23 protein-coding genes are annotated in these 25,423 nt (G+C 63.3%); 12 read left to right on the forward strand and 11 right to left on the reverse strand.

The features are described from left to right. Positions 1-214 precede the first annotated feature (214 nt). A complete protein-coding gene (locus tag GU3_RS14845; protein ID WP_014293348.1) occupies positions 215-925 on the reverse strand; it encodes a UTRA domain-containing protein in 711 nt (236 codons plus the stop codon). Positions 926-1,124: 199 nt separating this feature from the next. Here GU3_RS14845 and GU3_RS14850 point away from each other — a divergent pair, with 199 nt between their 5' ends. Genes GU3_RS14850 through GU3_RS14875 form a run of 6 tightly spaced genes read left to right on the forward strand, consistent with a single transcriptional unit; the run spans position 1,125 to position 6,329 of the window. After that, positions 1,125-2,171 (forward strand): ABC transporter substrate-binding protein, encoded by a 1,047-nt coding sequence (locus tag GU3_RS14850; RefSeq protein WP_014293349.1) that lies wholly within the window; start codon positions 1,125-1,127, stop codon positions 2,169-2,171. 2 nt (positions 2,172-2,173) lie between these two features. After that, positions 2,174-2,977, forward strand: a complete 804-nt coding sequence (locus tag GU3_RS14855) for an alkaline phosphatase family protein (RefSeq protein ID WP_014293350.1) — start codon at positions 2,174-2,176, stop codon at positions 2,975-2,977. Then, a complete protein-coding gene (locus GU3_RS14860; protein ID WP_014293351.1) occupies positions 2,974-3,885 on the forward strand; it encodes an ABC transporter permease subunit in 912 nt (303 codons plus the stop codon). Before GU3_RS14855 ends, GU3_RS14860 begins: the two co-directional genes overlap by 4 nt. Beyond that, positions 3,878-4,660 (forward strand): ABC transporter permease, encoded by a 783-nt coding sequence (locus tag GU3_RS14865; RefSeq protein WP_014293352.1) that lies wholly within the window; start codon positions 3,878-3,880, stop codon positions 4,658-4,660. The genes GU3_RS14860 and GU3_RS14865 overlap by 8 nt, the downstream gene beginning before the upstream one ends. After that, the gene (locus tag GU3_RS14870) at positions 4,660-5,676 is read left to right on the forward strand and encodes an ABC transporter ATP-binding protein (RefSeq protein WP_014293353.1); all 1,017 of its coding nucleotides are present in this window, start codon (positions 4,660-4,662) and stop codon (positions 5,674-5,676) included. The genes GU3_RS14865 and GU3_RS14870 overlap by 1 nt, the downstream gene beginning before the upstream one ends. Then, positions 5,676-6,329, forward strand: coding sequence for an HAD family phosphatase (locus GU3_RS14875; RefSeq protein WP_014293354.1), 654 nt, complete (start codon positions 5,676-5,678; stop codon positions 6,327-6,329). Before GU3_RS14870 ends, GU3_RS14875 begins: the two co-directional genes overlap by 1 nt. Position 6,330: 1 nt before the next feature. Here GU3_RS14875 and wrbA read toward each other — a convergent pair whose 3' ends face one another. Continuing rightward, positions 6,331-6,930: an NAD(P)H:quinone oxidoreductase gene (gene wrbA, locus GU3_RS14880; RefSeq protein ID WP_014293355.1), complete on the reverse strand. Its 600-nt coding sequence runs from the start codon at positions 6,928-6,930 to the stop codon at positions 6,331-6,333. A 272-nt stretch (positions 6,931-7,202) separates the two neighbouring features. Continuing rightward, on the reverse strand, positions 7,203-7,544 hold the full coding sequence (locus tag GU3_RS14885; protein ID WP_014293356.1) for a DUF2750 domain-containing protein: 342 nt from the start codon (positions 7,542-7,544) through the stop codon (positions 7,203-7,205). A gap of 136 nt (positions 7,545-7,680) precedes the next feature. Here GU3_RS14885 and GU3_RS14890 point away from each other — a divergent pair, with 136 nt between their 5' ends. From GU3_RS14890 to GU3_RS14905, 4 genes are all read left to right on the forward strand, one after another. Further along, positions 7,681-8,328, forward strand: coding sequence for an isochorismatase family protein (locus GU3_RS14890; protein WP_014293357.1), 648 nt, complete (start codon positions 7,681-7,683; stop codon positions 8,326-8,328). Then, positions 8,321-9,511, forward strand: a complete 1,191-nt coding sequence (gene pncB, locus GU3_RS14895; protein WP_014293358.1) for a nicotinate phosphoribosyltransferase — start codon at positions 8,321-8,323, stop codon at positions 9,509-9,511. Before GU3_RS14890 ends, pncB begins: the two co-directional genes overlap by 8 nt. Before the next feature lie 98 nt (positions 9,512-9,609). Then, positions 9,610-10,404, forward strand: coding sequence for a phenylalanine 4-monooxygenase (gene phhA, locus GU3_RS14900; protein WP_014293359.1), 795 nt, complete (start codon positions 9,610-9,612; stop codon positions 10,402-10,404). Between the two features lie 9 nt (positions 10,405-10,413). Beyond that, positions 10,414-10,755 (forward strand): 4a-hydroxytetrahydrobiopterin dehydratase, encoded by a 342-nt coding sequence (locus tag GU3_RS14905; protein WP_014293360.1) that lies wholly within the window; start codon positions 10,414-10,416, stop codon positions 10,753-10,755. Positions 10,756-10,852: 97 nt separating this feature from the next. Here GU3_RS14905 and GU3_RS14910 read toward each other — a convergent pair whose 3' ends face one another. From GU3_RS14910 to puuD, 4 genes are read right to left on the reverse strand one after another with little or no spacing between them, the layout of a single operon-like run. Next, positions 10,853-12,130 (reverse strand): FAD-binding oxidoreductase, encoded by a 1,278-nt coding sequence (locus GU3_RS14910; protein WP_041543859.1) that lies wholly within the window; start codon positions 12,128-12,130, stop codon positions 10,853-10,855. 12 nt (positions 12,131-12,142) lie between these two features. Beyond that, on the reverse strand, positions 12,143-13,627 hold the full coding sequence (gene puuC / locus GU3_RS14915) for an aldehyde dehydrogenase PuuC (protein ID WP_014293362.1): 1,485 nt from the start codon (positions 13,625-13,627) through the stop codon (positions 12,143-12,145). A gap of 18 nt (positions 13,628-13,645) precedes the next feature. After that, a complete protein-coding gene (puuR, locus tag GU3_RS14920) occupies positions 13,646-14,206 on the reverse strand; it encodes an HTH-type transcriptional regulator PuuR (protein ID WP_014293363.1) in 561 nt (186 codons plus the stop codon). Continuing rightward, complete coding sequence (puuD, locus tag GU3_RS14925; RefSeq protein ID WP_202798264.1) at positions 14,203-14,973, reverse strand: gamma-glutamyl-gamma-aminobutyrate hydrolase; 771 nt, start codon at positions 14,971-14,973, stop codon at positions 14,203-14,205. The genes puuR and puuD overlap by 4 nt, the downstream gene beginning before the upstream one ends. Positions 14,974-15,157: 184 nt before the next feature. Between puuD and GU3_RS14930 the strand changes: the two genes are divergently transcribed. Together GU3_RS14930 and GU3_RS14935 are read left to right on the forward strand one after the other, a co-directional pair. Beyond that, the gene (locus GU3_RS14930) at positions 15,158-16,570 is read left to right on the forward strand and encodes a glutamine synthetase family protein (protein WP_041543299.1); all 1,413 of its coding nucleotides are present in this window, start codon (positions 15,158-15,160) and stop codon (positions 16,568-16,570) included. 62 nt (positions 16,571-16,632) lie between these two features. Beyond that, positions 16,633-18,117, forward strand: coding sequence for a Na+/H+ antiporter NhaC family protein (locus GU3_RS14935; RefSeq protein ID WP_014293366.1), 1,485 nt, complete (start codon positions 16,633-16,635; stop codon positions 18,115-18,117). A 90-nt stretch (positions 18,118-18,207) separates the two neighbouring features. Here GU3_RS14935 and GU3_RS14940 read toward each other — a convergent pair whose 3' ends face one another. The 4 genes from GU3_RS14940 to GU3_RS14955 all read right to left on the reverse strand — a co-directional run bounded on the left by GU3_RS14940 (position 18,208) and on the right by GU3_RS14955 (position 25,220). Next, on the reverse strand, positions 18,208-19,944 hold the full coding sequence (locus tag GU3_RS14940; protein WP_014293367.1) for an EAL domain-containing protein: 1,737 nt from the start codon (positions 19,942-19,944) through the stop codon (positions 18,208-18,210). Next, positions 19,944-22,580, reverse strand: a complete 2,637-nt coding sequence (locus tag GU3_RS14945) for a GAF domain-containing protein (RefSeq protein WP_014293368.1) — start codon at positions 22,578-22,580, stop codon at positions 19,944-19,946. The genes GU3_RS14940 and GU3_RS14945 overlap by 1 nt, the downstream gene beginning before the upstream one ends. A gap of 236 nt (positions 22,581-22,816) precedes the next feature. Then, positions 22,817-23,812 carry a cytochrome d ubiquinol oxidase subunit II gene (locus GU3_RS14950; RefSeq protein WP_014293369.1) on the reverse strand — a complete coding sequence of 332 codons (996 nt, stop codon included), beginning with the start codon at positions 23,810-23,812 and terminating at the stop codon, positions 22,817-22,819. 1 nt (position 23,813) lies between these two features. Beyond that, on the reverse strand, positions 23,814-25,220 hold the full coding sequence (locus tag GU3_RS14955; protein ID WP_014293370.1) for a cytochrome ubiquinol oxidase subunit I: 1,407 nt from the start codon (positions 25,218-25,220) through the stop codon (positions 23,814-23,816). Positions 25,221-25,423: the final 203 nt, after the last annotated feature.

Raw genomic sequence — 25,423 nt, forward strand, 5'->3', positions numbered from 1 at the left:
GAGCTCCGTCAATGAGGCTGGCACTGCTCACGAGAAGAAAAAGGAATCAATTGAGACTCAATGTATGCATTTTGGGGAACAGAATCCAGCCCGGCCGGAAATAGACACACCTACAGTGAACATGCGGATACCACCTTGGTATCAAGGCGGCGATATTTTATGCGTTCTCATCCTTTATTGCACTTTGTTTAAACAAACTCAGGCGACTCTGTGTTCACTGCCGACTTTCCACTCGAATGCGCACGGCGTCGTGGCGCCAGATTTCACGGTCACAGTCGATCACCCGATCGTACTGATCGTAATTGATGCGGTTCACCGCCAGCACCGGGCTGCCCGGCGCCAGGTTCAGCGTCCGCGCCGCTTCTCCCCGGGCCGCCGTGGGGCAGATATCAAAGCGCGAACGGCCGTACTCCAGCCCGTAATCCCGCCGGTAAAGGGCGGTCAGCGACTGGCTCAGATCCTGCTGTGCAATGCCCGGAAACAGCTCGGGGCGCAGAAAATGCTCCACATAGAGCACGGTACGGCCGTCGATACGCCGCGCCCGGCAAATACGGAGCAACCGGCTCAGGGGGGAAAGGCCCATCTCCGCCACCAGCTCGCAGGGCGCCACCACCGTCTCGCAGGCCAGCACCTCTGTCTGGGCCTGGCGCTGCTGGGCGCGCACCAGCTCGTGAAAATGAGAACGGCTGACCGGGTTGTATTCCAGCCGGGGCAGCGACACAAACCAGCCGCGTCGCTCTTCCCGGTAAATCAGCCCCTCGGCTTCCAGCATCGACAGTGCGTCTTTTACCGTAATGCGGGTGGTATCAAACAGGGTGGCCAGCTCCCGCTCGGCGGGCAGCTTGTGTCCGGGGGCCAGGGTGGCGGCGGCAATTTGCCGGCGCAGGGTATCAATGATCAGGGCATTCAGGGATGAAGTCGTCAAAATCGTACGTGGACTGGTCCAGGAAATGGGTAGCGCCAGCATGGCGAGTCAAGATGACACCGCCATGACAGCAGCGGGCGATATTTCCATCAAGCCGCCGCAAAACTGCCACGCAACTGTCGCCTCGCTGTAGCCTCACTGTCATCTGTCCCGCCTAGCATGAGTTCGAACCTGACCTAGTCCAGAGGACACCACACTCATGAAACAGTTGTTCACCGCAAGTCTGCTTACCCTGGCCCTGGGCACCACCGCCCAGGCCACCGATCTCAGCGAACTGGAAGCCAAGGCCCGGGCCGAAGGCCAGGTCAACAGCGTCGGCATGCCCGACAGCTGGGCCAACTGGAAGGATACCTGGCGGGATCTGGGTAACCGGTACGGCCTGAAGCACCAGGACACCGACATGAGCTCGGCCCAGGAAATCGCCAAGTTCGCCGCCGAAAAAGAGGATGCCACCGCCGACATCGGTGACGTGGGCGCCGCCTTTGCCCCCATCGCCGTGCAGCAGGGCGTGACTCAAGCCTACAAACCCTCCACCTGGAGCGAGATCCCCGACTGGGCCAAGGATGCCGACGGCCACTGGATGCTGGGCTACACCGGCACCATCGCCTTTATCGTCAACAACGAGCTGGTAAAAAAGGTGCCTACCTCCTGGGCGGATTTGCGCGACGGCGACTATCAGGTCACCGTGGGGGATGTGGGCGTGGCCGCTCAGGCCAACAGCGCCATTCTGGCCGCCGCCTTTGCCCTGGGTGGGGACGAGTCCAACCTGGCCCCGGCCCTGGATCTGTTCGCGGATCTGGCCCGCCAGGGCCGGCTGTCGCCGGTGGACACCACTATCGCCAACCTGGAAAAAGGCGAAATTGAAATGGCGGTGCTGTGGGACTTCAACGCCCTCAACTACCGGGATCAAATCGACCGGGATCGCTTTACCGTGGTGATCCCCTCAGACGGATCCCTGATCTCCGGCTATGCCACCATCATCAACAAGTACGCCAAGCACCCCAACGCCGCCAAGCTGGCGCGGGAGTACATTCTGAGCGACGCGGGCCAGATCAACCTGGCCCGGGGCTATGCCCGCCCCATTCGCAGTAACGTCACCCTGCCCGACGACGTGCAGGCCAAGCTGCTGCCCAACGAGATGTACGCCAATGCCCGCCCCATTGCCGACTTCGGCACCTGGGAGCAAAGCACCAAGCGCCTGCCGCGCCAGTGGCAGACCGAGGTGTTGGTGCACCAGCAGAGGTAAGCATGCACAAGGTCATACTGATCATCATTGACGGTTTGGCCCACGAGGTAGCCCGGCACAGCCTGGGCTACCTGCTGGCCATGACCGAAGCGGGGCGCGCCACCGGCTACAAGCTGCAGTGCGAACTGCCGGCGCTGTCGCGCCCCTTGTATGAAACCATTCTCACCGGCACCCGGCCGGTGGATCACGACGTGGTGCACAACGGCGTGGTGCGTTTGAGCAACGAAACCAGCCTGTTTCACCTGGCTCAGCGTGCCGGCCTCACCACGGCGGCGGCGGCCTACCACTGGATGAGCGAGCTGTACAATCGCGCCCCCTACGATCCGCTGCGGGATCGCTTTACCCAGGACCCACAGCTGCCCATTCAGCACGGCATTTTCTACCACCAGGACGATTACCCCGACAGCCACCTGCTGCTCGACGCCGAGTGGCTGCGCCAAGGCGCGGATCCGGATCTGCTGCTGATCCACCCGATGAACGTGGATCATGCCGGCCACCAGTTTGGCCTGGACTCCTCCCAGTACCGCAACAGCGCCCGCCGCTTCGATCTGCTGCTGGCCGATTACGTACCGCGCTGGCTGCAGCAAGGCTATCAGCTGATGATCACCAGTGATCACGGCATGAACCGGGATCGCAGCCACAGCGGCGCCCTGCCGGAAGAGCGGGAAGTGCCGCTGTTCGTGCTGGGCTCGGCGTTCAGTCACGACCGCCACGCCCACCCTCGCCAGACCGAGCTGTGCGGCACCCTGGCCAGCCTGCTCGGCCTCGATCACCACAAACCCCAGTGCCGGGAGCTGCTGACATGACCGATCTTGCCCTGACCACCGACCGGCCCTCACACACCGCGGCTCCCGTGAACACCGGCACGCTCCCGGCCGCTCGTCCTTCTCCCTGGCGGCGCCGGCTGCCGCTGCTGTTGCTGCTGCCCTTTGGCCTGGTGTTTGCCCTGTTTCAGCTGGCGCCCATTGCCTGGGTGGCGATCAACGCCTTTCAGGCGGGCGGCGACTGGAGCCTGGCCCACTTTCGCGAGATCCTCGGTTCCCCCTGGTATCACCAGTCCTTTACCAACAGCCTGGATCTGGCGTTCTGGTCCAGCCTGGCAGGGCTGGCCATTGCCACTCTGGGCACGGCGGCACTGCGGCGGGTGCCGGGCCGGCTGCAAAACGCCGTGGTAGCCTTTACCACCATGTCCAGCAACTTTTCCGGCGTGCCCCTGGCCTTTGCCTTTATCGTGCTGCTGGGCATGAACGGCGCCCTGACCCTGTTACTGCAGCAGCTGGGGCTGGCCGAGCAGTTCAATCTCTATTCCCGTGGTGGCCTGCTGGTGCTCTACACCTATTTTCAGGTGCCATTGGCGGTGCTGTTGCTGTACCCGGCCTTTGACGCCCTGCGCGACGACTGGCGCGACGCCGCCGCCCTGCTGGGCGCCGGCCCGGTGCGCTACTGGCTGCGGGTGGCGCTGCCGGTGCTGAGCCCGGCCCTGCTCGGTACCTTTATCATTTTGCTGGCCAACGCCCTCGGTGCCTATGCCAGCACCTATGCGCTGATGACCAGCAACTACAACCTGGTGACCATTCAAATTGCCGGCCTGGTGGCGGGAGACATCTTCCTCGAGCCCCAGCTGGCGGCGGCGCTGTCGCTGCTGCTGATGGCCCTGCTGTTGCTGGTCACCGCCGTTAACCAGTGGCTTGTTGCCCGGAGTCGTCATGTCTAAGCCCCCGCTGTCCGCCCGACTTACGGTCTGGACCCTGGTGGTCCTGCTGGCCGCCCCCATCGCCATTACCCTGGCCTATTCCCTGGCCGAGAGCTGGGGTGCCCGAATACTGCCACAAGGGTTCAGCCTCGAGTGGTATGCCAAACTGTGGACCGACCAGCGCTTTCTGGCCGCCTTTGGTCGCTCGCTGCTGGTGTGCCTGGCGGCGCTTACGCTCAGCCTGGTGCTGATTCTGCCGGCGCTGTTTGTGGTGTTTTACTACTTTCCCAAACTCAAAGGGCTGATGAACCTGCTGGTGCTGCTGCCCTTTGCGGTGCCGCCTGTAGTGTCGTCGGTGGGCCTGCTGCAACTCTACGCCGGCGGCCCGCTGCCCCTGGTGGGCACGCCCTGGATCCTGGTGCTGTGCTACTTCACCCTGAGCCTGCCCTTTATGTACCGGGCTTTGGCCAACAACCTGGAGGCGGTCAACCTGCCCGATCTGATGGATGCCGCCCACCTGCTGGGTGCCGGCACCACCCGCGCCTTTTTGCGAGTGGTGCTGCCCAACCTGCGCAACGGCCTGCTCAGCGCCCTGTTCCTGGCGTTTTCCTTCCTGTTCGGGGAATTTGTGTTTGCCAACCTGCTGGTGGGCACCCGCTTTGAAACCCTGCAGGTTTACCTGTACAGCCAGCGCACCACCAGCGGCCACTTCACCAGTGCCATGGTGATGTCCTATTTCCTGTTTATCGGCCTCGCCACCTGGGTGGCGCTGCGCCTGCAATCCCGGAGCGCCTGATGTTCTATCTGGAAGTTGCCCATCTCGCCAAATCCTTTGGCGACACCCGCGTGTTCAGTGACATTCACTTCGATATTCGCCGGGGCGAGCTGGTCACCCTGCTCGGCCCCTCGGGCTGTGGCAAGTCGACCCTGCTGCGCAGCCTGGCCGGGCTGGTCAGCCCCGATCACGGCCATATTCGCGTGGCCGGCGAAGACATCACCCATCTCAAGCCCCAGAAGCGGGGCATCGGCATGGTGTTTCAGAGCTATGCCCTGTTTCCCAACCTGACGGTGGCCGGCAACATCGCCTTTGGCCTGAGTATGCAAAAGCTGAACAGGGCCGAGCTGAACCGCCGGGTGGCGGAAGCCGTGGAGCTGGTGGGTCTGGAAGGCCGGGAAAAGCACTACCCCGCCCAGCTTTCCGGCGGCCAGCGCCAGCGGGTGGCGCTGGCCCGGGCATTGGTGGTGCAGCCGCGCATTCTGCTGCTGGACGAGCCGCTGTCGGCGCTGGATGCCCCCATTCGCAAGCGGCTGCGCGAGCAGATCCGGCGCATTCAGCAACAGCTCGAGCTCACCACGGTATTCGTGACTCACGATCAGGAAGAGGCCCTGACCATGTCGGATCGCATTTTTGTGATGAACCAGGGCAGTATTGTCCAGGCCGACACCGCCGAGGGCGTTTACACTCACCCGGCCAGTGACTTTGTGGCGGGCTTCATGGGCAGCTATAACCTGCTCGAACCGGCGCAGGCCGCCGCCCTGTTCGGCCTGCGCATTCGCGGCCGGCTGGCCATTCGCCCCGAGACCATTTACATTCGCGAACCGGGCCGCGACTATGGTCCGGCCATGACCGCTCCCCTGCCGGCCCGAGTGGAGCACCACCAGCTGCTGGGCAACGTGATCCGCTACCGCATGCGGCTGGCCCACGCCACCTTGGAGGTGGATACCCTCAACCGGGGCCCGGCCTCGCTGCTGGCCACCGGCACGCCCGTGGAGCTGCTGTTGCCCAAGAACGAACTGAGAGAGGTTGCCTGATGAACCTGGCCATTTTTGATCTGGACGAAACCCTGATTGCCGGCGACGCCGCCACCCTGTGGCTGGGCTTTCTCGCCGAGCAAGGTCTCGTCAGCGACGGCCTGCTGGCCGAAGAGCGGCGGCTGATGGAGCACTATTACGCCGGCACCCTCGACATGAACGCCTACATGGCGCTGACCCTGGCGCCGCTGGAAGGACAAGGCCCCGAGACGCTGGCGCCACTGGTGAATACCTTCATCCGCGAACGCATTGCGCCCATCGTCTACCCCCAGGCGCGGGAGCGGCTCGACTGGCATCGCGCTTTGGGCCACCGCTGCCTGATCATTTCCGCCACCGGCGAGCACCTGGTGAAACCCATAGCGCAGCACCTGGGGGTGGCGGACGCCATTGGCGTGCAAACCGAAATGAAAAACGGCCGCTACAGCGGCCGACCAACCGGCATTTTCAGCTTTCAGCACGGCAAGGTGGTGCGCCTCGGCCACTGGCTGCGGGATCACAACCTGGAACCCGGCTTCTGCTATGGCTACAGCGACTCCCACAACGATCTGCCGCTGCTGGAATACGTGGACGAGGCGGCGGTGATCAACGGCGATGACGCCCTGAACGCCATCGCCGCCGAACGCGGCTGGCAGCAATTAAGCTGGGCGTTGTAACTCAGCCAAACAGCTTCTTCGAAAGCTCAGCCACGGTTTTGCCCTGATAGCGGGCGATGGCCAGCTCCCGCTCATCGGGCTGACGTGAACCGTCGCCGCCGGCAATGGTCGTCGCCCCATAGGGTGTGCCGCCGCCCACCTGGGAGATGTCGGCCACCTCAGGGGTAGCGTAACCGATGGGCACGATGATCATGCCGTGGTGAGCCAGGGTGTTCCAGGTGCTGGTAATGGTGGTTTCCTGGCCCCCCCCGGTACCGGTGGAGCTGAACACGCTGGCCAGCTTGCCCACCAGGCCGCCCTTGACCCAGAGGCCGCCGGTCTGATCAAAGAAGTTGCGCATCTGGCCGCTCATGTTGCCAAAGCGGGTGGGCGTGCCGAAAATAATGGCGTCGTAATCGCCAAGCTCCCCGGGGCTGGCCACTTCCGCTTTTTGATCCACCTTGCCGCCGGCCTGTTTGAACGCCTCCTCCGGCATGGTTTCCGGCACCCGCTTGATGGTGACCTCAACCCCGGCGACTTCCCCCGCGCCCTTTGCCACCGCCTCGGCCATGGTTTCGATATGGCCGTACATGGAATGGTACAACACCAGCAATTTGCTCATCGCACTTCTCCTTTGCCTTGTGAATATTGCCTTTCACACTCTAGCCGCGGTAAGCGCAGGGCACAAAAAAACGGCACTCCAAAGAGCACCGTTTCTGGGCTGAGGTGCCACTGACATCGGACAAAAGGACTACTTCACGACACGCTTCAAGCACATCCCTGTGTCGCTCGGCAAATGCCATCCATGGCATTTGATCGGTCGTGAAGCAGTTCCTTATGCCCTTCCGTCAGAAACAGATCCGTTCGCCTGCAAGAAATTCAAAAACATAAAAATCAGGCGAATTCCTTCACCATTTCCAGTACGTCCAGCTCGACGCCGTCAAGCTCTTCGTTCCAGTTGGGACCAATGCGCACGCCGTCTTCCGACAGGTCTTCCACCCAGATTTCCAGGAATTCGGCCAGAGTAATCTCAAAAGGCTCGTACTCGGACCACTCGTCCACGCACTGGGCCTGGGCCTCGGCCCTGGTGGACCACAGCGGCATCACTTCGGTATCCTCAAACTCGGTGGAATCACACACCACCCACTCGTCTCCGAAGCGAAGCCCCCACATCAGGTTGTCGGCTTTCACTTGTTCGATAAAACGCTGGTATTCTGGCTGGTGGAGCTGGCTCATTATGGTCACCTTTGGCTTAATGAGGGGAAGACACCCCGATAGGGGGCGATACTGAACCAAATTAACCCTAGACTCAATCAAAACAATTTTAAACACCGTGCTACGCAGTGCCCACATTGACTCAAGGAGGTGGCGTATGAAACTGCCCGCCAAACACAGGGTAGCCAGTCTCGACGTGGATGCCCAGTATACCTTTACTCCCGTCTGCCCCGATGAACTGCCGGTGGCCGGTGGCGATACCCTTGCCGCCGAACTCAACCGCCAGGCCGCCTTTGCCGGTGTTCGCCTGGGATCCAAGGATGCCCATTCACCGTCGGCCCACTGGGTCGCCAGCGACGACAAGCCCGCCTTCAACAAAATATCGGGCGACAACGTCGATATTCGCTGGCCCCTGCATGCAGTGCCCGGCACCAAAGGCTTTGAACTGCTCGACGGCCTGCCCCACCCCGCCGACTACGACTTTTTCGTGTGGAAGGGGGTCGAGCTCGACATGCACCCCTACGGCGCCTGCTATCACGACTTGAGCGAGCGCCTGAGTACCGGGGTCATTGAGTACCTGCGCGGCAACCACATCGACACCGTGCTGGTAGGGGGGCTGGCCACCGACTACTGCGTGTTTCACACGGTCAAGCAGCTGCTGGCCGCCGGATTTAACGTCATCGTCAACCGCGCCGCCACCCGGGGCGTGGCCGACGACAGCAGCCGCCATGCCATTGCCGAGATGATCCAGCTGGGTGCCCACTTCGTGCATGATGCCGGCGAGCTGGAGCAGGCCGATGACTGAGCCCGTGATCACCACCCTGCTCGACACCGATCTGTACAAATACACCATGATGCAAACGGTGCTGCACCAGTACCCGGCCGCGGAGGTGGAATACCGCTTTCGCTGCCGCACCCCGGACGTGGACTTTTCCGCCTGCATGGCCGATATCAGCCGGGAGCTCGACCACCTCTGTACCCTGCAGCTCACCGACGACGAGCTCGGCTACCTGGCCGGGCTCGACTACCTCAAGCCCGACTTCATTCACTTTCTGCGGCTGTTCCGGCTCGATCGCCGCTTCGTGCAGCTGGACTGCATTGACGGCCGGCTGGAGCTCACCCTTCGTGGCCCCTGGCTGCACACCATTCTGTTCGAGGTGCCGCTGCTGGCGATCATCAGCGAGGTGTACTGCCGCCATCACTACTCAAGCCCCGACTGGCACCGGGCCCGTGAAAAGCTGCAGCAAAAAATCGCCCTGGCGGCCGACGCGCCCGCCAGCTTTCACTTCACCGACTTTGGCACCCGGCGCCGCTTCTCCCGCCATTGGCATGAGGAGGTGGTGACCCGCCTGGCCCAGGCCCTGCCGGTGCAGTTCACCGGCACCAGCAATCTGGATCTGGCCCGCCGCCTGGGGCTGAGCCCGGTGGGGACCATGGCCCATGAGTTTTTGCAGGCCTTTCAGGCCCTGGGACCACGGCTGATTGACAGTCAGAAGGCGGCGCTCGATGCCTGGGTGCGGGAATACCGCGGCCGCCTTGGCATCGCCCTCACCGACGTGGTGGGCATGGACGCCTTTCTGCACGACTTTGATCTCTACTTCGCCAAGCTGTTTGACGGCCTGCGCCACGACTCGGGCGATCCCATACGCTGGACCGAAAAGGCCCTGGCCCACTACCGCCGCATGAAGATAGACCCGCACAGCAAAACCCTGGTGTACAGTGACAGTCTGACCATGCGCCGGGCGCTGGAAATTCATGAGCGTTTCAAAAACGACTGCGCCATGGCCTTTGGCATCGGCACCCACCTGACCAACGATGTCACCGAGCCGGCTCCGCTCAACATGGTGATCAAGATGACCCGCTGCAACGGCCAGGCGGTGGCCAAGCTGTCCGACAGCCCGGGCAAGACCATGTGCGAGGACGCCGGCTACCTGGCCTATCTGTCCCGCGTGTTTGGGGTGCAGTTGTCCGCCGTAAACCAGAGCTGACACAGGCGTAAAACCACACTGCCACTCAGCCCTTCTCAGCCTTCGTTCCGCTCTCTAAATTAAGAGGCAATGAATAACGCTGACGAAGGGCACCTGCAATGACCGCCTCCCCCTACGTGGCCCGTACTCCGGGGCCCGATGGCATCATTCACTACTCACAGGAAGACAACGCCGTCTGGCACACGCTTATCACCCGCCAGCTCGGCTGCGTGCAGGGCCGCGCCTGTCACGAATACCTGACGGGGCTAAAGCAGTTAAACCTGCCTCATGACCGTATTCCCCAGCTCGACGAGATCAACCGGGTGCTGGAGCCCGCCACCGGCTGGCGCGTGGCCCGGGTGCCGGCACTGATCTCCTTTGACCACTTTTTTGAGCTGCTGGCCGGCCGGCAGTTTCCCGTGGCCACCTTTATTCGCCGGCGGGAGGATCTCGATTATTTGCAGGAGCCGGACATTTTTCACGAGCTGTTCGGCCACTGCGCCATGCTCACCCACCCGGCCTTTGCCCGCTTTACCCATACCTATGGCCGGCTAGGCCGAGATGCCAGCCCCAAAGAGCGCGGCTTTCTGGCCCGGCTGTACTGGTTTACCGTGGAGTTCGGCCTGCTCAATACACCGGAAGGCCGGCGCATCTACGGTGGCGGCATACTGTCGTCGCCGGGCGAAACCCGCTACGCCTTTGAGTCGGACCAGCCCGAATTCCGCGCCTTTAACCTGCTGGACGTGCTGCGCACGCCCTATCGTATCGATATCATGCAGCCCATCTATTATGTACTGGACAGCCTGGACCAACTCTTTGCCATTGCCGACATGGACATCATGGCCGAGGTGCACAAGGCGCAGGCCCTGGGGCTGTTTGCCCCCACGTTTCCACCCAAACCCACCGCCGTTTAAGGAGCATTCATGACCCACCTGGCCCAACAACAGTGCGAGGCCTGCCGGGCCGACGCGCCCAAAGTCAGCGATACCGAGCTGGCCGAGCTGATGAAGCAAATTCCCGACTGGACCCCCCAGGCCCGGGACGGCGTGCTGCAGCTGGAGCGGGAGTTCACATTCAAAAACTTCAAGCTGGCCTGGGCCTTTGCCGACAAGGTCGCAACGCTTGCCGAAAGCGAGTTTCACCACCCGGCCATTTTGCTGGAATGGGGCAAGGTCACCGTCACCTGGTGGACCCACGCCATCGGTGGCCTGCACCGCAACGACTTCATTATGGCGGCCCGGACGGACCGGCTGCTGGACGAGTGAGGAAAAACGTAAGACGTAAAACGTGAGGAGTAAGGGGTGAGGAGTAAGGAATGAGTGAGTCTCCATCTCTCCTACCTCTTCACCCCTCACATTCGGCTTAAACCCCAAGCTTGTCGCGCAGGCTGTAGTAGACCGCCCCCATGGCGCTGAAGGGCACCTGGAAACGGCGGCCGCCGAAAAACGGCAGGTGTGGCAGGCGAGCAAAGGCGTCAAAGCGCTCGGCCTGGCCTTTCAGCACTTCCGACAACAGCCGTCCCGCCAGATGGGTGCAGGTCACGCCGTGGCCGCTGTAGCCCTGCATGTAGTACACATTGGGCTCGAGCCGGCCGAACTGGGGCAGGCGCGACAGGGTCAGCAGAAAATTGCCGGTCCAGCGGTAGTCAATCTTTACTCCTTCCAGTTGAGGAAAGGTCTTCAGCAGTTTGGGCAGCACCAGGCGGTCGATGTCGTCCGGATCCCGGGCGCCGTACACCACGCCACCGCCGTACAGCAGCCGGTTGTCGCCGGTAATGCGGTAGTAATCCAGCAGGTAGTTGCAGTCTTCCACGCAATACTGGTTGGCAATCAGGCTTTGCGCCTGCTCGTCGCTGAGGGGCTCGGTGGTCACAATCTGAGTGCCGCAGGGCATGGCCTTGGCCGACAGTTTGGGCTCCAGGTTGCCCAGGTAGGCATTGCCCGCCAGCACCATAAATTTGGCGCTGACACTGCCCTTTTCGGTTTTCGCCAGGGCCGGTTCGCCATACCGAATGTCGGTGACCGCCGACTGCTCAAAGATGCGCCCGCCCAGTTGGCGAATGGCCTCGGCCTCGCCCAGGGCCAGGTTGAGCGGGTGTATGTGGCCGCCACGGTGATCCAGCAGGGCGCCCACATAACGATCGGTGTCGATCTCCCGGGCCACTCGGTCGGCATCCAGCAGCTCCAGGCCGTCGTGACCGTAGCGCTCCCAGTTGCCCTTCTGGCTTTCCAGCTCGTGCAGCTGGCGACTGTTCAGCGCAGCAAAAATGCCGCCGGGCTTGAAGTCGCACTGAATGTCGTACTGCTGAATGCGTTCGCGAATGATGTCGCCGCCTTCAAACATCATGCTGCCCAGCATGCGGGCGGTGTCGGCCCCGTAACGGGACTCGATCACATCGATGTCCCGGCTGTAGGAGTTGACCAGCTGGCCGCCGTTGCGGCCACTGGCGCCAAAGCCGATGCGGCCGGCTTCCAGCAGCACCACGTCAAAGCCCGCTTCGGTCAGGAACAGCGCGGTGGACAGGCCGGTGTAACCGCCCCCCACCACGCACACATCGCAGTGAATGTTTTCGGTCAGTTGCGGCCAGGACGCATGGGCGTTGGCGGTGGCCGCGTAATAGCTGTTGACGTGTTCCATGATATGCATACTCCCTTAATCCAGTGCCAGCCAGGTGGTCTTGAGCTCGGTGAACTTGTCAAAGGCGTGCAATGACTTGTCCCGGCCGTTGCCGCTTTGCTTGACGCCACCAAAGGGCACCGTCATGTCGCCGTCGTTGTAGTTGTTGATAAACACCGAGCCCGCCTTGAGCCGGCGCGCCAGCCGGTGGGCCCGGCGCAGATCCGAGGTCCACAGCCCGGCGCCCAGGCCATACTGGCTGTCGTTGGCGAGCTGCACCGCCTCGTCTTCTTGGTCAAAGGTGGTCACCGCCAGCACCGGGCCGAAGATCTCTTCCCGGGCCACCGTCATGTGCGGATTGACCTGCTCCAGCACCGTGGGTCCCATAAAGTTGCCGGCCTGCTCCCGGCCGTCCAGCCCCAGCACGGCGCCCTGCTCCAGGCCCTCGGCAATGTAGCGGCACACGCTGCCGTGGTGATCACGGTCGATCAGCGTCCCCATGGTGGAGGCCGGATCCAGCGGATCCATCGGTTTGAAATGCTCGGCGGCCTTTTTCAGCTCGGCCAGAAAGGCGTCCTTGATGCTGGCTTCCACCAGCAGCCGGGTGCCGGCAATGCACACCTGGCCCTGGTTATAGAAAATGCCGGCGGCGGACGCCCGGGCCGCCTTGGCCAGATCCGGGCAGTCGGCAAACACGATGTTGGCGCTCTTGCCGCCGGCCTCCAGCCAGACCCGCTTCATGTTGGAGCGGCCGGCGTATTCCATCAGCAGCCGTCCCACCCCGGTGGAGCCGGTGAAGGTGAGGCAGTCCACGTCCTCGTGCAGGGCCAGCGCCTTGCCCGCCTCGTGGCCGAAGCCGGGCAGCACGTTGAGCACGCCGTCGGGCAGGCCCGCCTCCTTTGCCAGGGCGGCGAGACGAATGGCGGACAGCGGGGATTTTTCCGAGGGCTTTAAAATCACCGAGTTGCCGGCGGCCAGCGCCGGGCCCAGCTTCCAGCAGGCCAGCAACAGCGGAAAGTTCCAGGGCACGATGGCCGCCACCACGCCAATGGGCTCGCGGCTCACCAGGGCCAGGGCGTCGGGGCCGGTGGGGGCGATTTCACCGTAAATTTTGTCCACCGCCTCGGCGTACCATCGCAGGCAGCGCACGGCACCGGGAATGTCGTCCCGCAGGCTGTGGCGAATGGGTTTGCCGGTGTCCAGGGTTTCCAGCAGCGCCAGCTCCTCGGCATGCTGCTCCATCAGCGCCGCCAGTTTCAGCAACACCGCCTTGCGCTCGGCGGGCGCGCGCTGCGACCACAGGCCCGATTCGAAACTGGCCCGGGCGGCGAGCACCGCCAGGTGCACATCGGCTTCCTGCGCCCGGCTCACTTCGGCCAGGGTGGCGTTGGTGGCAGGGTTGCTCACGGCGAAGCGCTCTCCGGCCACCGCCTCACGGTATTGTCCTTCAATAAACAGCCGGCTTTCGGGTTGCAGTTTTTCCGCTTCGGCCTGCCAGTGGGCCTTGTTCCTGAATTGCATCATGTGTCTCCGCCTTGATCACAGGTTGGCCGGGGTATGGGCGCTGATGATGCGGCATTCCCGGTCCGATGAATTGGTAAAGGTGTGGGGCAGACCGGTATCGATCACATAGCTCTGCCCGGCGCTCAACCGGTAGTGCTCGCCGTCCACCGTCAGCTCGATTTCCCCTTCCAGCACGGTGCCCACTTCCTCGCCCTGGTGTTTGAGGTGGCCGCCGGTGCTGGTGCCCGGGGCATAGCATTCAAGCAGAAAGCCCAGCGCCCGCCGGCGGTTGCCGTTGTGCACCAGCCGGAACGACACCCCTCGGCTGCCGATTTCCACCAGCTCCTCGGGCTCGATCACCACCTTGTTGCGCGCAGGCGCCTGGGGCTCGGCAAAAAATTCCGACAACGACATGTTGTAGACCTTGAGCAGCTTTTGCAGGCTGCTCACCGCCGGGCTGACCTTGTCCTGCTCTATGGTGCAGATGGCGCCGTGGGTCAGCCCCGAGAGTTCAGCCACCCGCCGCTGACTGAGCCCCAGCCGCCGGCGAATGTCCGCCAGCCGGCTGCCCGGGGCCAGCTCCTGGGCCGGGCTCACGCGCCGCTCCGGGTTCGGCCGTGCGCCCGGCAGGCGGCCACAAAGCCGTCGAACAGGGCCCGGGACAGCGGGTTATCGCGGCTGTGCCATTCCGGATGCCACTGCACGCCCAGGGCAAAGGGGTGATTCGGCAGGCTGATGGCTTCCACCAGGCCGTCGGGGGCGGTGGCCTCCACCCGCACGCCCGGCCCCACCTCCCTGGCCCCCTGCATGTGCAGGGAATTGACCCGCTGCACGCCGGCACCCGCCAGTTGCGCCAGCAATCCCCCCGCCACCGGCGTAATGTCGTGGGCCGGGGCATACTGCTGCTCCAGGGGGAGCTCCTTGTTTTCCCGGTGCTCGGCAAACAGGCCGGTTTCGTGCAGCCGCCGGTGCAGCCGGCCGCCGCTGGCCACCACCATTTCCTGAAAGCCGCGGCAGATACCCAGCAGCGGCAGCGTCGAGGCCCGAGCGGCGGCGATCAATTGCAGGCTGAGCCGGTCCCGGCCCGCATCGGTGTGCGCCTCTTCGCCGGTTTCGCCATAATGGTGCGGCTCCATGTTGCTGTAGCTGCCGGTGAGCAAAATGCCGTCGAGCCGCGCCAGCATGGCCGCCAGACTCTGTTCGTCCTCGCCCAGCTGGTGCACCAGGGGCACCGGCACCGCCCCGGCGGCCACGATCGCATCCAGGTATTTCTGTTGTACGGTCAGTCCGGGATGCGGCCCCAGCTGCTGCTGGCAGAGGATCACGCCCACCCAGGGTTTGTTAAATATATGAACCATCGTCATGTTCGCTCATCCGCTTTAAATTTTGAACACTTCGCGCTGTATCGCGCTTCACTGTAAAAAATATACTCAAAACCCTAGCATTCACGTTTTGAAAGCTCAATAATTTTTAACACTTGCAAAACAAAATAAACACACCTAACGTATCAACGTAAATTATATTTAACAGCCACATGACGGTGAGATCATGCAAGCGAACCCAACGGTAATGCCCCTTCCTTCGGCCAGCGAGCCGGCCCCGACGCCCTTTGAGCAGGAGGCCGCCGCCTACCTTGCCCGCTACCCCCAAACCCAATATGTAGACGTATTGCTGACCGATCTCAACGGCATCTTTCGCGGCAAGCGGCTGCCGGTCAGCGCCCTCGACAAACTGGAAAGCGGCTGCTTTTTTCCCGCCTCGGTGTTTGCCATGGACTTTCGCGGCAACGTGGTGGAAGAAACCGGCATCGGCCAGGATATCGGCGAGCCGGATCTGCCCTGTTACCCCATTGCCGGTACCCTGGTGCCTTCAGCGGCGGATCCGGACACCGTGGCCCAGCTGCTGCTGACCATGGTGGATGAAGATGAGCAGCCCTTTGCTCTGGAGCCCCGCAACGTGCTGGCGCGGGTATGGCAGCAGGTGAAAGCCCGGGGGCTGACCCCGGTGATCGCCCTGGAGCTGGAGTTTTATCTGGTGGACCGGGATAGGGACGAGCAGGGCCGGCTGCAGCCGCCCTGCTCGCCGCTGACACAAAAGCGGGACACCTACAGCCAGGTGTATTCGGTGGACAACCTCAACAACTTCGCCGAGATCCTGGCCGACATCGACAACCTTGCGGTGTTGCAGGGGCTGCCCGCCGACGGTGCAGTGGCCGAGGCCGCGCCGGGCCAGTTTGAAATCAACATGCACCATGGCAGCGACGTGCTGGCGGCCTGCGACCAGGCCCTGGCCCTGAAGCGGCTGATCAAGCTGGTGGCCGAGCAGTACGAGATGGATGCCACCTTTATGGCCAAGCCCTACCAGGATCACCCCGGCAGCGGTCTGCACGTGCACATTAGCATTACCGACGAGCAAGGCGAAAACCTGTTCGCCGACGAGCAAGGGGAAGACTCGCCGCTGCTGAAGCGCTCCCTCGCCGGCATGCTGGATCTGATGCCCGACAGCATGGCGCTGCTGGCCCCCAACATCAACGCCTTCCGTCGCTTTCAGCCGGGCATGTACGTGCCGGTGCAGGCGTCCTGGGGCCACAACAACCGCACCGTGGCGCTGCGCATTCCCTGTGGCGACGACGAGGCCCGCCGCATCGAATACCGGGTACCCGGCGCCGATGCCAACCCTTACCTGGTGGTGGCCACCCTGCTCGCCGGCCTGCTGCACGGCCTCGATAACCCGCTGCCGCTGCCGGAGCCGGTGGTGGGCAACGGCCTGGAGCAGGAAGGGCTGCCCCTGCCCACCCGCCAGAGCGACGCCCTGGCCCGGCTGGAAGGCGACACCCCGCTCAAGCGCTACCTGGGTGAAGACTTCATCGAGGTGTACCGCATCTGCAAGCAGGATGAGTTGCTCGAATTTGAACAGCGCATTACCGACATCGAACTGGAATGGATGCTGAAAAACGCCTGATTTCACCACACAGGTAACAGAGCGCCGGCCGGCGCCCCCCTCTCGATCAAAGGAAGATGACGATGGAACAACCCAACACCCTGGCCCTCAACCCCAGTGTCAAATGGCCACCGCTCTGGCGTGGCCTGGCGGTGGCCGTGGTGGCCGCCCTGGCCTTTGCCTGGCTCGGCTTCACCCATGAGCAAGGCAGCGACTATGGCGCGCTGAGCCTGTTGCCGGCGGCGCTGGTGATCACCATGGCGGTGCTGACCCGCAAAACCGTGGAGTCCCTGCTGGCGGGCAGCCTGCTGGGCCTGCTGCTGCTCAACCCCGCCGATCTGGTCAGCCCATTGGCGGACGTGACCCTGGCGGTGATGATGGACGAAACCATCGCCTGGCTGATCCTGGTGTGCGGCATGATGGGCGGGCTGATTAACCTGCTGGCCCGGGGCGGCGGCGTGCACAGCTTTGGTGCCGTCATGACCCGGCTTATCACCTCGCCCCGAAGCGCCATGATGGGTACCGTGGGCCTGGGGCTGGTGGTGTTTATCGACGACTACCTCAACTCCCTGGCGGTGTCGTCCTCAATGAAAAGCATCACCGACCGCTTTGGCATCTCCCGGGAGAAACTGGCCTACATCGTCGACTCCACCGCCGCGCCCATCTGCATTCTGGTGCCGGTGTCCACCTGGGCGGTGTTTTTCGCGTCCCTGCTGGAAGACTCGGGCGCCGCCGAGGGCGGCCAGGGCATGTCGCTCTATGTGGCCAGCATCCCCTGGATGCTGTACGGCTGGGCCGCGCTGCTGGTGGTGGCGCTGGTGGCGACCCGCAAGTTGCCGGATCTGGGCGCCATGAAAGCGGCCGAGGCCCGGGCTCAAGGCGGCCAGCCGGTGCCCACGGGCTGGCAGGACGAGGCAACACCCGCCCCCGAACGCAGCGTGCCCGGCTGGCTGGGTCTGACCAACTTCCTGCTGCCCATGGTGGTGCTGGTGCTGGCCAGCGTGTATTACGACATTGACCTGCTGAAAGGCGTGCTGGTAGCCCTGGGCGTGACCATGGTGCTGTATTCGGTGCAGCGGCTGCTGTCGTTCCAGCAGCAGGTGGACGCCACCCTGGACGGTTTCAAGGTGATGCTGTATCCGCTGGCCACCGTCTGTGCCGGCTTTATTTTGAAGGAAGTGAACGATCAGCTGGGCATGACCCGCTACATCATCGACACCGTGACCCCGCTTCTCACCCCGGCGCTGTTGCCCGCCGTGGTGTTTCTGGTGATGGCCGCCGTGGTCTTCAGCACGGCGTCGAGCTGGGGGGTGTTCGTGATCTCCCTGCCCATCGTGGTGCCCCTGGGCCAGGCCATGGACGTGCCCATGCCGCTGGTGGTGGGCGCCCTGCTGTCGGCCTCGGCTTTTGGCAGTCACGCCTGTTTTTTCAGCGACTCCACCGTACTGTCCGCCCAGGGGGCCGGCTGCGACACCATGGATCACGCCCTGACCCAGCTGCCCTACGCACTGATCGGCGGCGCCATCACCCTGGCCGCCCTGCTCGCCGCCGGGTTCTGGATGGTGTAAACCAATCCCTTTGTACCGTCATGCCGGCCTTGCGCCGGCATCTTTTTGCCAGCAACTCGCCGGCTGACATGACCTGCGCTCCAATCACCCTTAGCCGTTCCGGCTCTGGCAATACTCAATAAACACCTCGGGCTTGAGCGGCGGCGAATACCAGTAGCCCTGCACCTGGGTGCAGCCCATGGCACGCAACAAGGCCACCTGCTCGGGCCGCTCCACCCCTTCGGCCACCGTCTCGCAGCCCAGAATGCGGGCCATCTGAATCACCGCCTGAGCCAGCCCCCTGTCCTGCTCATCGGTGTCCATTTGATCCACAAAGGCCCTGTCTATCTTGAGCACCGACACCGGCATGGTTTTCAGGTAAGCCAGCGACGAATAGCCGGTGCCGAAATCGTCGATGGCAATACCGATGCCCGCCGCCGCCAGCTGGTTAAGCTGCACCAGCGCCAGCTCCATGTTTTGCATCAGCCCCGACTCGGTGACCTCAATCTCAATGGCCCCCGGCGGCAGCCGGCTGTGGGCCAGACGGCGGATCAGGCCGTCGGCAAAGCCCGGTTGCATCAGCTGCAACGCCGCCACGTTGACCGCCACTCGAAAACCGGGCGACACCTGCTCCCGTTCCAGCCACTGCTCCAGCTGGCCAATGGCGGTGTCGATCACCCAGCCGCCCAGGCGCAGAATATCGCCGCTGCTCTCGGCGATGGGAATAAAGTCCGCCGGCGGCACAAAACCAAACTCGGGGCTGACCCAGCGCAGCAGGGCCTCGGCACTCACCACCCGCTCTCCTTGCAGCGCCACCTTGGGCTGATACACCAGAAAAAGCTGCCGCTGCTCGGCGGCGGTGCGCAATGCCTGGCGGTAGTGGCTCAGAGTCAGCAGCCGCTGCTCCAGCACCGGCTCAAAGCAGCGCCACTCCCCGGCCTTGGGCGGCAGCGCAATGGCCGCCTGACGCACCAGGTGCTCATGGTTGTCGTGCATCATGCCGCTGTGACTGACGCCAATACGGCAATCCAGCTGCAACAGCAGTTGCTCCACCTCAATTCCCTGCGCCAGGCCGGCCAGCAGCCGCTCGGCCTGGCGGGCAATATCAGACTCGTTGGGCAGGTTCCTGTCCAGCACCAGCCACTCGCTGCTGCTCCAGGCGCCCACCACACACTCCTGCTCCTGCAGCAGCGACTGCAGGCGCGCACTCAGGGTCCGGCTCAGGGTTTCGGCCACCCGCAGGCCGTGCAGCCGGGCAATGTCTTCCAGGCCGTCGAGGGCAATAAAATACAGCACCACGCTGCCCTGCGGACTGTCCTGCAGCTGCTCCAGCAAACCGCGCCGGTTCAGCCGGCCGGTGACCGGATCACTGATCGCCTGCAACTGCAGTTCACTGGTACGCTGGCGCACCTCGTCTTCCAGCCAGGCGGCCCGGTCGCTGCGATCCCGCAACAGAAAGTGGGCCTCCAGGGTATTGCGAATGCGCTGCAATACCTCCGGCTGATCAAAGGGCTTGTTGAGAAAGTCCCGGGCCCCCAGGCCCAGGGCCCGCAGCCGGGTCTCGGCGTCGGTCTGGGCACTGAGCACAATCACCGGCGGGGCCCGCTCGCCCCACTCCTCCCGCAGCCATGCCAGCACCTGGTAGCCGTCCAGATATGGCATGCGAATATCAAGCAGCAACAGATCCACCGGCTGCTCGTGCAGGTGCCGGGCCAGCCGGCGCGGATCGGTTTCCGCGTACACATGGCGGTAGCCTTCGTCCTCCAGCAAGCACAGCAACAGCTCCACATTCACCGGATTGTCATCAAGCACCAGAATACGGGCATCGGTGTGGACGGGCGTGGTCATCAGGACGTCTCCCCGGTCAGGGTTTCCAGCAACGCCAGCAGCCGGGGAAGATCCACCGGCTTGGTCAGGTAATCCCGAAAGCCCGCCTGGCGGGCCTGGTTCAGCTCTTCCGGCATGGCCCTGGCCGAAAGCGCCACCACCGGCACCTGCCGGGTGCGCGGATGCCGGCCCAGCAGCAGGGCGGCTTCCAGCCCGCTCATGCCAGGTAGGTTAATGTCCATCAGAATAAGACTCGGCGGGCTGGCACAGGCCATTTCAAAGGCCAGCTCCGCCGAGGGCACGCAGGTGAGCTCAACGCCGTCGAGTGGCTCGAACAGCTCGCTCAGCAGCCGCTGATTGGCCGGGTTGTCTTCCACATACAGCACCGTCCTGCCGGCCCCCTCGGCCGGCGCCCGGGACGGCAATGCCTCCGTCAGGGCCGCGGGTGCCGGTGTGGCCAGCGGCAGGCAAAACCAGAACTCGCAGCCTTCCCCCGGTACCGTCTCGACGCCAATCTCCCCCTGCATCTGCTCGACGATGCGCTTGGTCAGGGCCAGGCCCACGCCGGTGCCCTCGATGGCGCCGTTTTCGGCGCCCAGGCGGTTAAAGGGCTGGAACAGCTGACTGAGCTTGTCGGCGGCAATGCCCGGGCCCGTGTCCCGTACCGAAATGCGCAACCGCTCCCCCTCGCAGCGACAGCCGATGTGCACCTGGCCCTGCGGACGATTGTATTTGATGGCATTGGACAGCAGGTTGAGCAGCACCTGCTTGAGCCGGGTGTAATCGGCGGTCACGGCCCCGCACCGGCCCATCTGGGGCTGCAGCCGAATATGTTGTTGCTGGGCCATGGGCGAGAGAATATCGCAGGCCTCGCGCACCACATCGGCCACCTCAATGGCCTCAAACGACATGTCGATGCGGCCGGCCTCGATGCGTGCCAGATCCAGTACCTCGTTGATCAGCGTGAGCAGGTGATTGCCGCTTTTATAGATTTGCTCCACCTGCCGGTGCTGACGCTCGTCCAGAGGCGTGCGCTGGTTGTTCAGCAGCAACTGGGCAAAGCCCATGATGGCGTTGAGTGGCGTGCGCAGCTCGTGGCTCATGGAGGACAAAAATTCGGTCTTCGCCCGGCTGGCCCGCTCGGCTTCGTCCCGGGTCTGGCGCAACTGCTCGGTAAAGGCATCCCGCTCGTTGAGCTGGCGATAAAGATTGATCAGCAGGGCACAGGTGGAGGTAAAGGGCTCCAGCCAGGCCACCAGCTCCTGACTGTAGTCGTCGCGGCCGTTGGCGATGGCAAACATGCCAATCACTTCGCCGTCATCGAGAATGGGCACCCCCAGAAAGTTGTGCAGCGGCGGGTGGCCGGGGGGAAAGCCGCCCCGGCGGGGATCTTCGGCCAGGTCGTTACTGAGCACGGTTTCCCCCCCGGCGAACACGCGGCCCAGCATGCTGTCCGGATTGGTGAGCAGCATCTCCCCCGCCTGCCATCGCTGCATCAGCTGGCGGGACGCCTCGCTCCAGGACAAGTCGGTAATGGCATGCACCTTCAGCGCCGGCCCGTTTTCCGCGGGCAGCACTTCGCCGATCAGCGAATAATCACTGCCGGTCAGCGTACGCAGGGCGTCCTGCAAAAAGGCCCACAGCCGGTTGCCGGACATCAGCGCGTGGTAGTCGGTCAGCCCCTTGTGCAGCACGCTCAGCAACTGCTGCTGGCGCGCCACCATTTCCGCTGCCCGGCGCTCGCGCTGCTCGGCGCTGTGCATCTCGCTCAGATCCGTGAGAATACCGATAAACTCGGCATGCTCATGGGGCCCGCTCTGGTGCACCTGGCCCACCGCCAGATGCACCGGCACCGAGTGTCCGTTCCGGTGCAGCGCCGCCACCCTGCGGCCCTTGCCGATAACCCTGGCCTCGCCGCCCTCGAGATAGTTGCGAATATAGTGATCGTGATGGGGCGCCCACCGGGCCGGCATCAGCCGGCTGACATTGTGCCCCAGCACCTCGTCGCGCCGGTAACCGAGCAGGTTGAGGGCATAGTCATTGATTTCCTGAATAAGCCCCCGGCCATCGATACGCACTATGCCCGCCGCCGCCCCCTGGGTAATGGCCTGGTAGCGGGCCAGCCGGCTGTCGCTCAGGAGTGCCTGCTCATTCAGCATGTGCCGCTTTCTGCGCAGTCGCAGCAGCGCCCGGGCCTGGCCGGCCAGCAGCTCCAACTGGCGTAGCGCCTCCTCATTCAGGGTACGGGGCTGGCTGTCCAGCACCGCCAGCACGCCCACCACCAGACCGGGCTCCAGGCAAAGGGGCACACCGGCGTAAAAACGCAGGCCCGGCTCGCCGGTGACCAGGGGATGCTCGGCAAAACGCGGATCCTGGCTGGCATCGGCCACCACCAGCGGCGTACCGTCGGCCACCACCCAGTTGCAGAAGGCGGTGTCCCGCGGGCTCTGCTGCACCGCCAGGCCCCAGCGACCACGGCTCCACTGGCGGTCTTCGTCCACCAGCGAAATCAGCCCCATGGGCATCTTCAGTAACAAACAGGCCAGCTCGACCAGTTGATCGAATTCCGGATCGACCGGGGTGTCGAGCAGATGCAGCCGACGCAGGCTGGCCAGTCGGGCCGGCTCGTTGGCAGGCAGGGGGGCGGGGCTTTTCATGATCAACATTCCCTGTTGGCCGCACCGGCAGGCGCCGGTGCTGCGTATTATTATCTTTCTCAACGGCATCTTAACGCTCCCGGAAAACAAAAACGACCCGTCAGGGTCGCTTTGTGATCAAGGGGAAGGTCAGATGCCCGTGAGCAGCAGCCGAATGAGCAGGCCGGCCAGAGTGAGCACCGCCACCCCCGCCAGGTAAAGGCCGGCAAACCACAGCCAGCCTTTTTTACCCGCCATCAGTAGCCTTCCTCAAAGTCTTCCACCTTGCCGGAGAAAATGCGGTAGCCCCACAGGGTATAGGCGCAGATCAGCGGCAAAAAGATGAGAATGCCGGGCAGCAGGAACAGCAGGCTGGAGTCCGGCGCGCTGGCCTGCCACAGGGTCAGCTGGTGGGGGATCAGGTAAGGGAACAGGCTCACCACCAGGCCGCCAAAGCCCAGCAGGAACAGACCGCAGGCCAGCCAGAAGGGCCGGGTTTCGTGCGGCTCGCCGTCCAGATCCCGGTACAGCAGAAAACCGAGCACCGCACTCAGCAGCGGCAGCGGCGACAGCCACAGCAAATTGAGGCCGTCAAACCAGCGGGCACTCACCTCCTCGTTGGCCAGCACCATCCACAGGCTGAGTACCAGCAAAATGACCATAATGGCCACCACCAGCCGGCGGCCAAGCTGGGCGGCCCGGGCCAGCACGGGATCCCGGCTTTTCAGCACCAGGTAGCAACAGGCCAGCAGGGCATAGGCCACCATCAGCGAAAACCCGGTGAAGATGCTGAACGGGCTGAGCCAGGCCAGGGCGCCCAGCTCACCGGGACCGGCCTCCACCCCCTGCACCACGGCACCGAGAATGGCGCCCTGACAAAAGGTGGCCACGGTGGAGCCAAGCCAGAACGACTTGTCCCACCAGGGCTTGGAGCGGTGCGACTTGAAGCGGTATTCAAAGGCCACGCCGCGGAAAATCAGCCCGATCAGCATAATGATGATGGGCGTATACAGGGTGGACAGAATGCCGGCGTAGGCGGCGGGAAAGGCCGCAAACAGCACCACGCCGCCAAACACCAGCCAGGTTTCGTTGCCGTCCCACACATGGGAGATGGAGCGCATCATGTGATCCCGCTCGCCTTCGCTTTGAAACCAGGGATACAGAATGCCGAGGCCGAGGTCAAAGCCGTCCAGCACCACGTACATCAGCACCGCAAAGCCCAGCAGCAAATAATAAAACAGCGCCAGATCCATCTCAGTTCTCCACCACATCGTGTTGCAGTTTTTTCACCCAGGCCAGGGCGAAGCCGGGGGCCTGAATGCCGATCATGTGCTGCTCCAGCCGGGCCATGTCCGGCGGCCCCTTGCGCACCAGTTTGGCCATAAAGTAGAGGTACACGCAAAACAGCAGGCTGTAGGTGAGCACGAACAGGGTGAGCGAGAACAACACCCGCTCCGCCGGCAACGGCGACACCACCTCCATGGTGCGCACCAGGCCATGCACCAGCCAGGGCTGGCGGCCCACCTCGGCCACGTACCAGCCGGCCAGGGTGGACACCACCCCCGAGGGGATCATCAGCATCATCAGCCACTGAAAGGGCTTGCTCTCAAACTGACCGTGCTTTCTGCGCAGCCACAGTCCCCACAGGGCGGCGCCGATCATCAGCACCCCCAGCCCCACCATGATGCGGAAGGAATAAAACACCAGCGGCACATGGGGGCGGTCTTCCGCGGGCACCGACTTCAGGCCCTGCAGTTCGCCGTCCAGCTCGTGGGTGAGGATCAGTGAAGCCAGCTTGGGAATTTTAATCTCGAAACGGTTGGTCTCGGCCTCCATGTCGGGCACCGCAAACAGCAGCAGCGGCGCGCCACTTTCCTGCTCGGGCCAGATCCCTTCCATCGCCGCCACCTTGATGGGCTGGTGCTCTTTCACGTTGAGGCCGTGAAAGTCGCCGACAATGGCCTGCAGCGGGGCCAGCAGCAGCGCCGCCCACAGCGCCATGGACAGGCCCTTGCGACCAAAGGCCATCTCGCGCTTTTTATACAGATACCAGGCGCTGATACCCCCGATCACAAAGGTGGCGCTGAGCATGGCCGCCAGCAGCATGTGCACCAGCCGGTAGGGCATGGACGGGTTGAAGATCACCTCCATCCAGCTGGCCACCTCGAAGCGACCGTCCACCAGCTCATACCCCGCCGGGGTCTGCATCCAGGAGTTGGCGACGATAATCCAGAACGCCGAAATCCAGGTGCCGACCGCCACCACACAGGTGGAGAAAAAGTGCAGTTTTTCCCCTACCCGCTGCCAGCCGAACAGCATGACGCCCAGAAAGCCCGCCTCCAGAAAGAAGGCGGTCAGCACCTCGTAGGCCATCAGCGGCCCGAGCACGGCGCCGGTGATTTCGGAGAAGCGGGAGAAGTTGGTGCCGAACTCGTAGGACAGCACGATGCCGCTCACCACCCCCATGCCAAAGGTAATGGCAAAGGGCTTGATCCAGAACTTGGCCAGCTGAAAATACACCGGATTGCGGGTTTTCAGCCAGAGCCCTTCCCAGATGGCAATGGCGGTGGCCAAGCCGATGGTGATGGCCGGAAAGATAATGTGAAAACTGACGGTAAAGGCGAACTGTATTCGCGATAAAATGGCGGCATCAAGCTCCATGGGTCCTCCTTAGCGGGCCAGCTGGCGGCGAACCAGTGCCGGCAGCCCCGCCATCAGAAGAACAACCAGGATTGCGGAAAATTCCATCAACAGCGTGATCAGGTTCATTATTGTTTTGCTCACTCGTTAGTCTGGTGACCAGGTAACTGCATTAAGCGTGCCAGCCTTTTGAAAACCCCGTACCGCCTTGCTCTGGATCAATC

Source organism: Oceanimonas sp. GK1 (assembly GCF_000243075.1).
Classification (GTDB): Bacteria; Pseudomonadota; Gammaproteobacteria; order Enterobacterales; family Aeromonadaceae; genus Oceanimonas.

What these genes read in the sequence shown, in the direction of transcription:
- GU3_RS14850 (WP_014293349.1), top strand. Translation starts at nt 1,125, where the DNA reads ATGAAACAGTTGTTCACCGCAAGTCTGCTTACCCTGGCCCTGGGCACC.
- phhA (WP_014293359.1), top strand. Translation starts at nt 9,610, where the DNA reads ATGACCGCCTCCCCCTACGTGGCCCGTACTCCGGGGCCCGATGGCATC.
- GU3_RS14940 (WP_014293367.1), bottom strand. Translation starts at nt 19,944, where the DNA reads ATGACCACGCCCGTCCACACCGATGCCCGTATTCTGGTGCTTGATGAC.
- GU3_RS14890 (WP_014293357.1), top strand. Translation starts at nt 7,681, where the DNA reads ATGAAACTGCCCGCCAAACACAGGGTAGCCAGTCTCGACGTGGATGCC.
- GU3_RS14930 (WP_041543299.1), top strand. Translation starts at nt 15,158, where the DNA reads ATGCAAGCGAACCCAACGGTAATGCCCCTTCCTTCGGCCAGCGAGCCG.
- GU3_RS14955 (WP_014293370.1), bottom strand. Translation starts at nt 25,220, where the DNA reads ATGGAGCTTGATGCCGCCATTTTATCGCGAATACAGTTCGCCTTTACC.
- puuD (WP_202798264.1), bottom strand. Translation starts at nt 14,973, where the DNA reads ATGACGATGGTTCATATATTTAACAAACCCTGGGTGGGCGTGATCCTC.
- GU3_RS14860 (WP_014293351.1), top strand. Translation starts at nt 2,974, where the DNA reads ATGACCGATCTTGCCCTGACCACCGACCGGCCCTCACACACCGCGGCT.
- GU3_RS14875 (WP_014293354.1), top strand. Translation starts at nt 5,676, where the DNA reads ATGAACCTGGCCATTTTTGATCTGGACGAAACCCTGATTGCCGGCGAC.
- GU3_RS14950 (WP_014293369.1), bottom strand. Translation starts at nt 23,812, where the DNA reads ATGGATCTGGCGCTGTTTTATTATTTGCTGCTGGGCTTTGCGGTGCTG.
- GU3_RS14885 (WP_014293356.1), bottom strand. Translation starts at nt 7,544, where the DNA reads ATGAGCCAGCTCCACCAGCCAGAATACCAGCGTTTTATCGAACAAGTG.
- GU3_RS14905 (WP_014293360.1), top strand. Translation starts at nt 10,414, where the DNA reads ATGACCCACCTGGCCCAACAACAGTGCGAGGCCTGCCGGGCCGACGCG.
- GU3_RS14855 (WP_014293350.1), top strand. Translation starts at nt 2,174, where the DNA reads ATGCACAAGGTCATACTGATCATCATTGACGGTTTGGCCCACGAGGTA.
- GU3_RS14945 (WP_014293368.1), bottom strand. Translation starts at nt 22,580, where the DNA reads ATGAAAAGCCCCGCCCCCCTGCCTGCCAACGAGCCGGCCCGACTGGCC.
- wrbA (WP_014293355.1), bottom strand. Translation starts at nt 6,930, where the DNA reads ATGAGCAAATTGCTGGTGTTGTACCATTCCATGTACGGCCATATCGAA.
- GU3_RS14870 (WP_014293353.1), top strand. Translation starts at nt 4,660, where the DNA reads ATGTTCTATCTGGAAGTTGCCCATCTCGCCAAATCCTTTGGCGACACC.
- GU3_RS14935 (WP_014293366.1), top strand. Translation starts at nt 16,633, where the DNA reads ATGGAACAACCCAACACCCTGGCCCTCAACCCCAGTGTCAAATGGCCA.
- pncB (WP_014293358.1), top strand. Translation starts at nt 8,321, where the DNA reads ATGACTGAGCCCGTGATCACCACCCTGCTCGACACCGATCTGTACAAA.
- puuC (WP_014293362.1), bottom strand. Translation starts at nt 13,627, where the DNA reads ATGCAATTCAGGAACAAGGCCCACTGGCAGGCCGAAGCGGAAAAACTG.
- GU3_RS14865 (WP_014293352.1), top strand. Translation starts at nt 3,878, where the DNA reads ATGTCTAAGCCCCCGCTGTCCGCCCGACTTACGGTCTGGACCCTGGTG.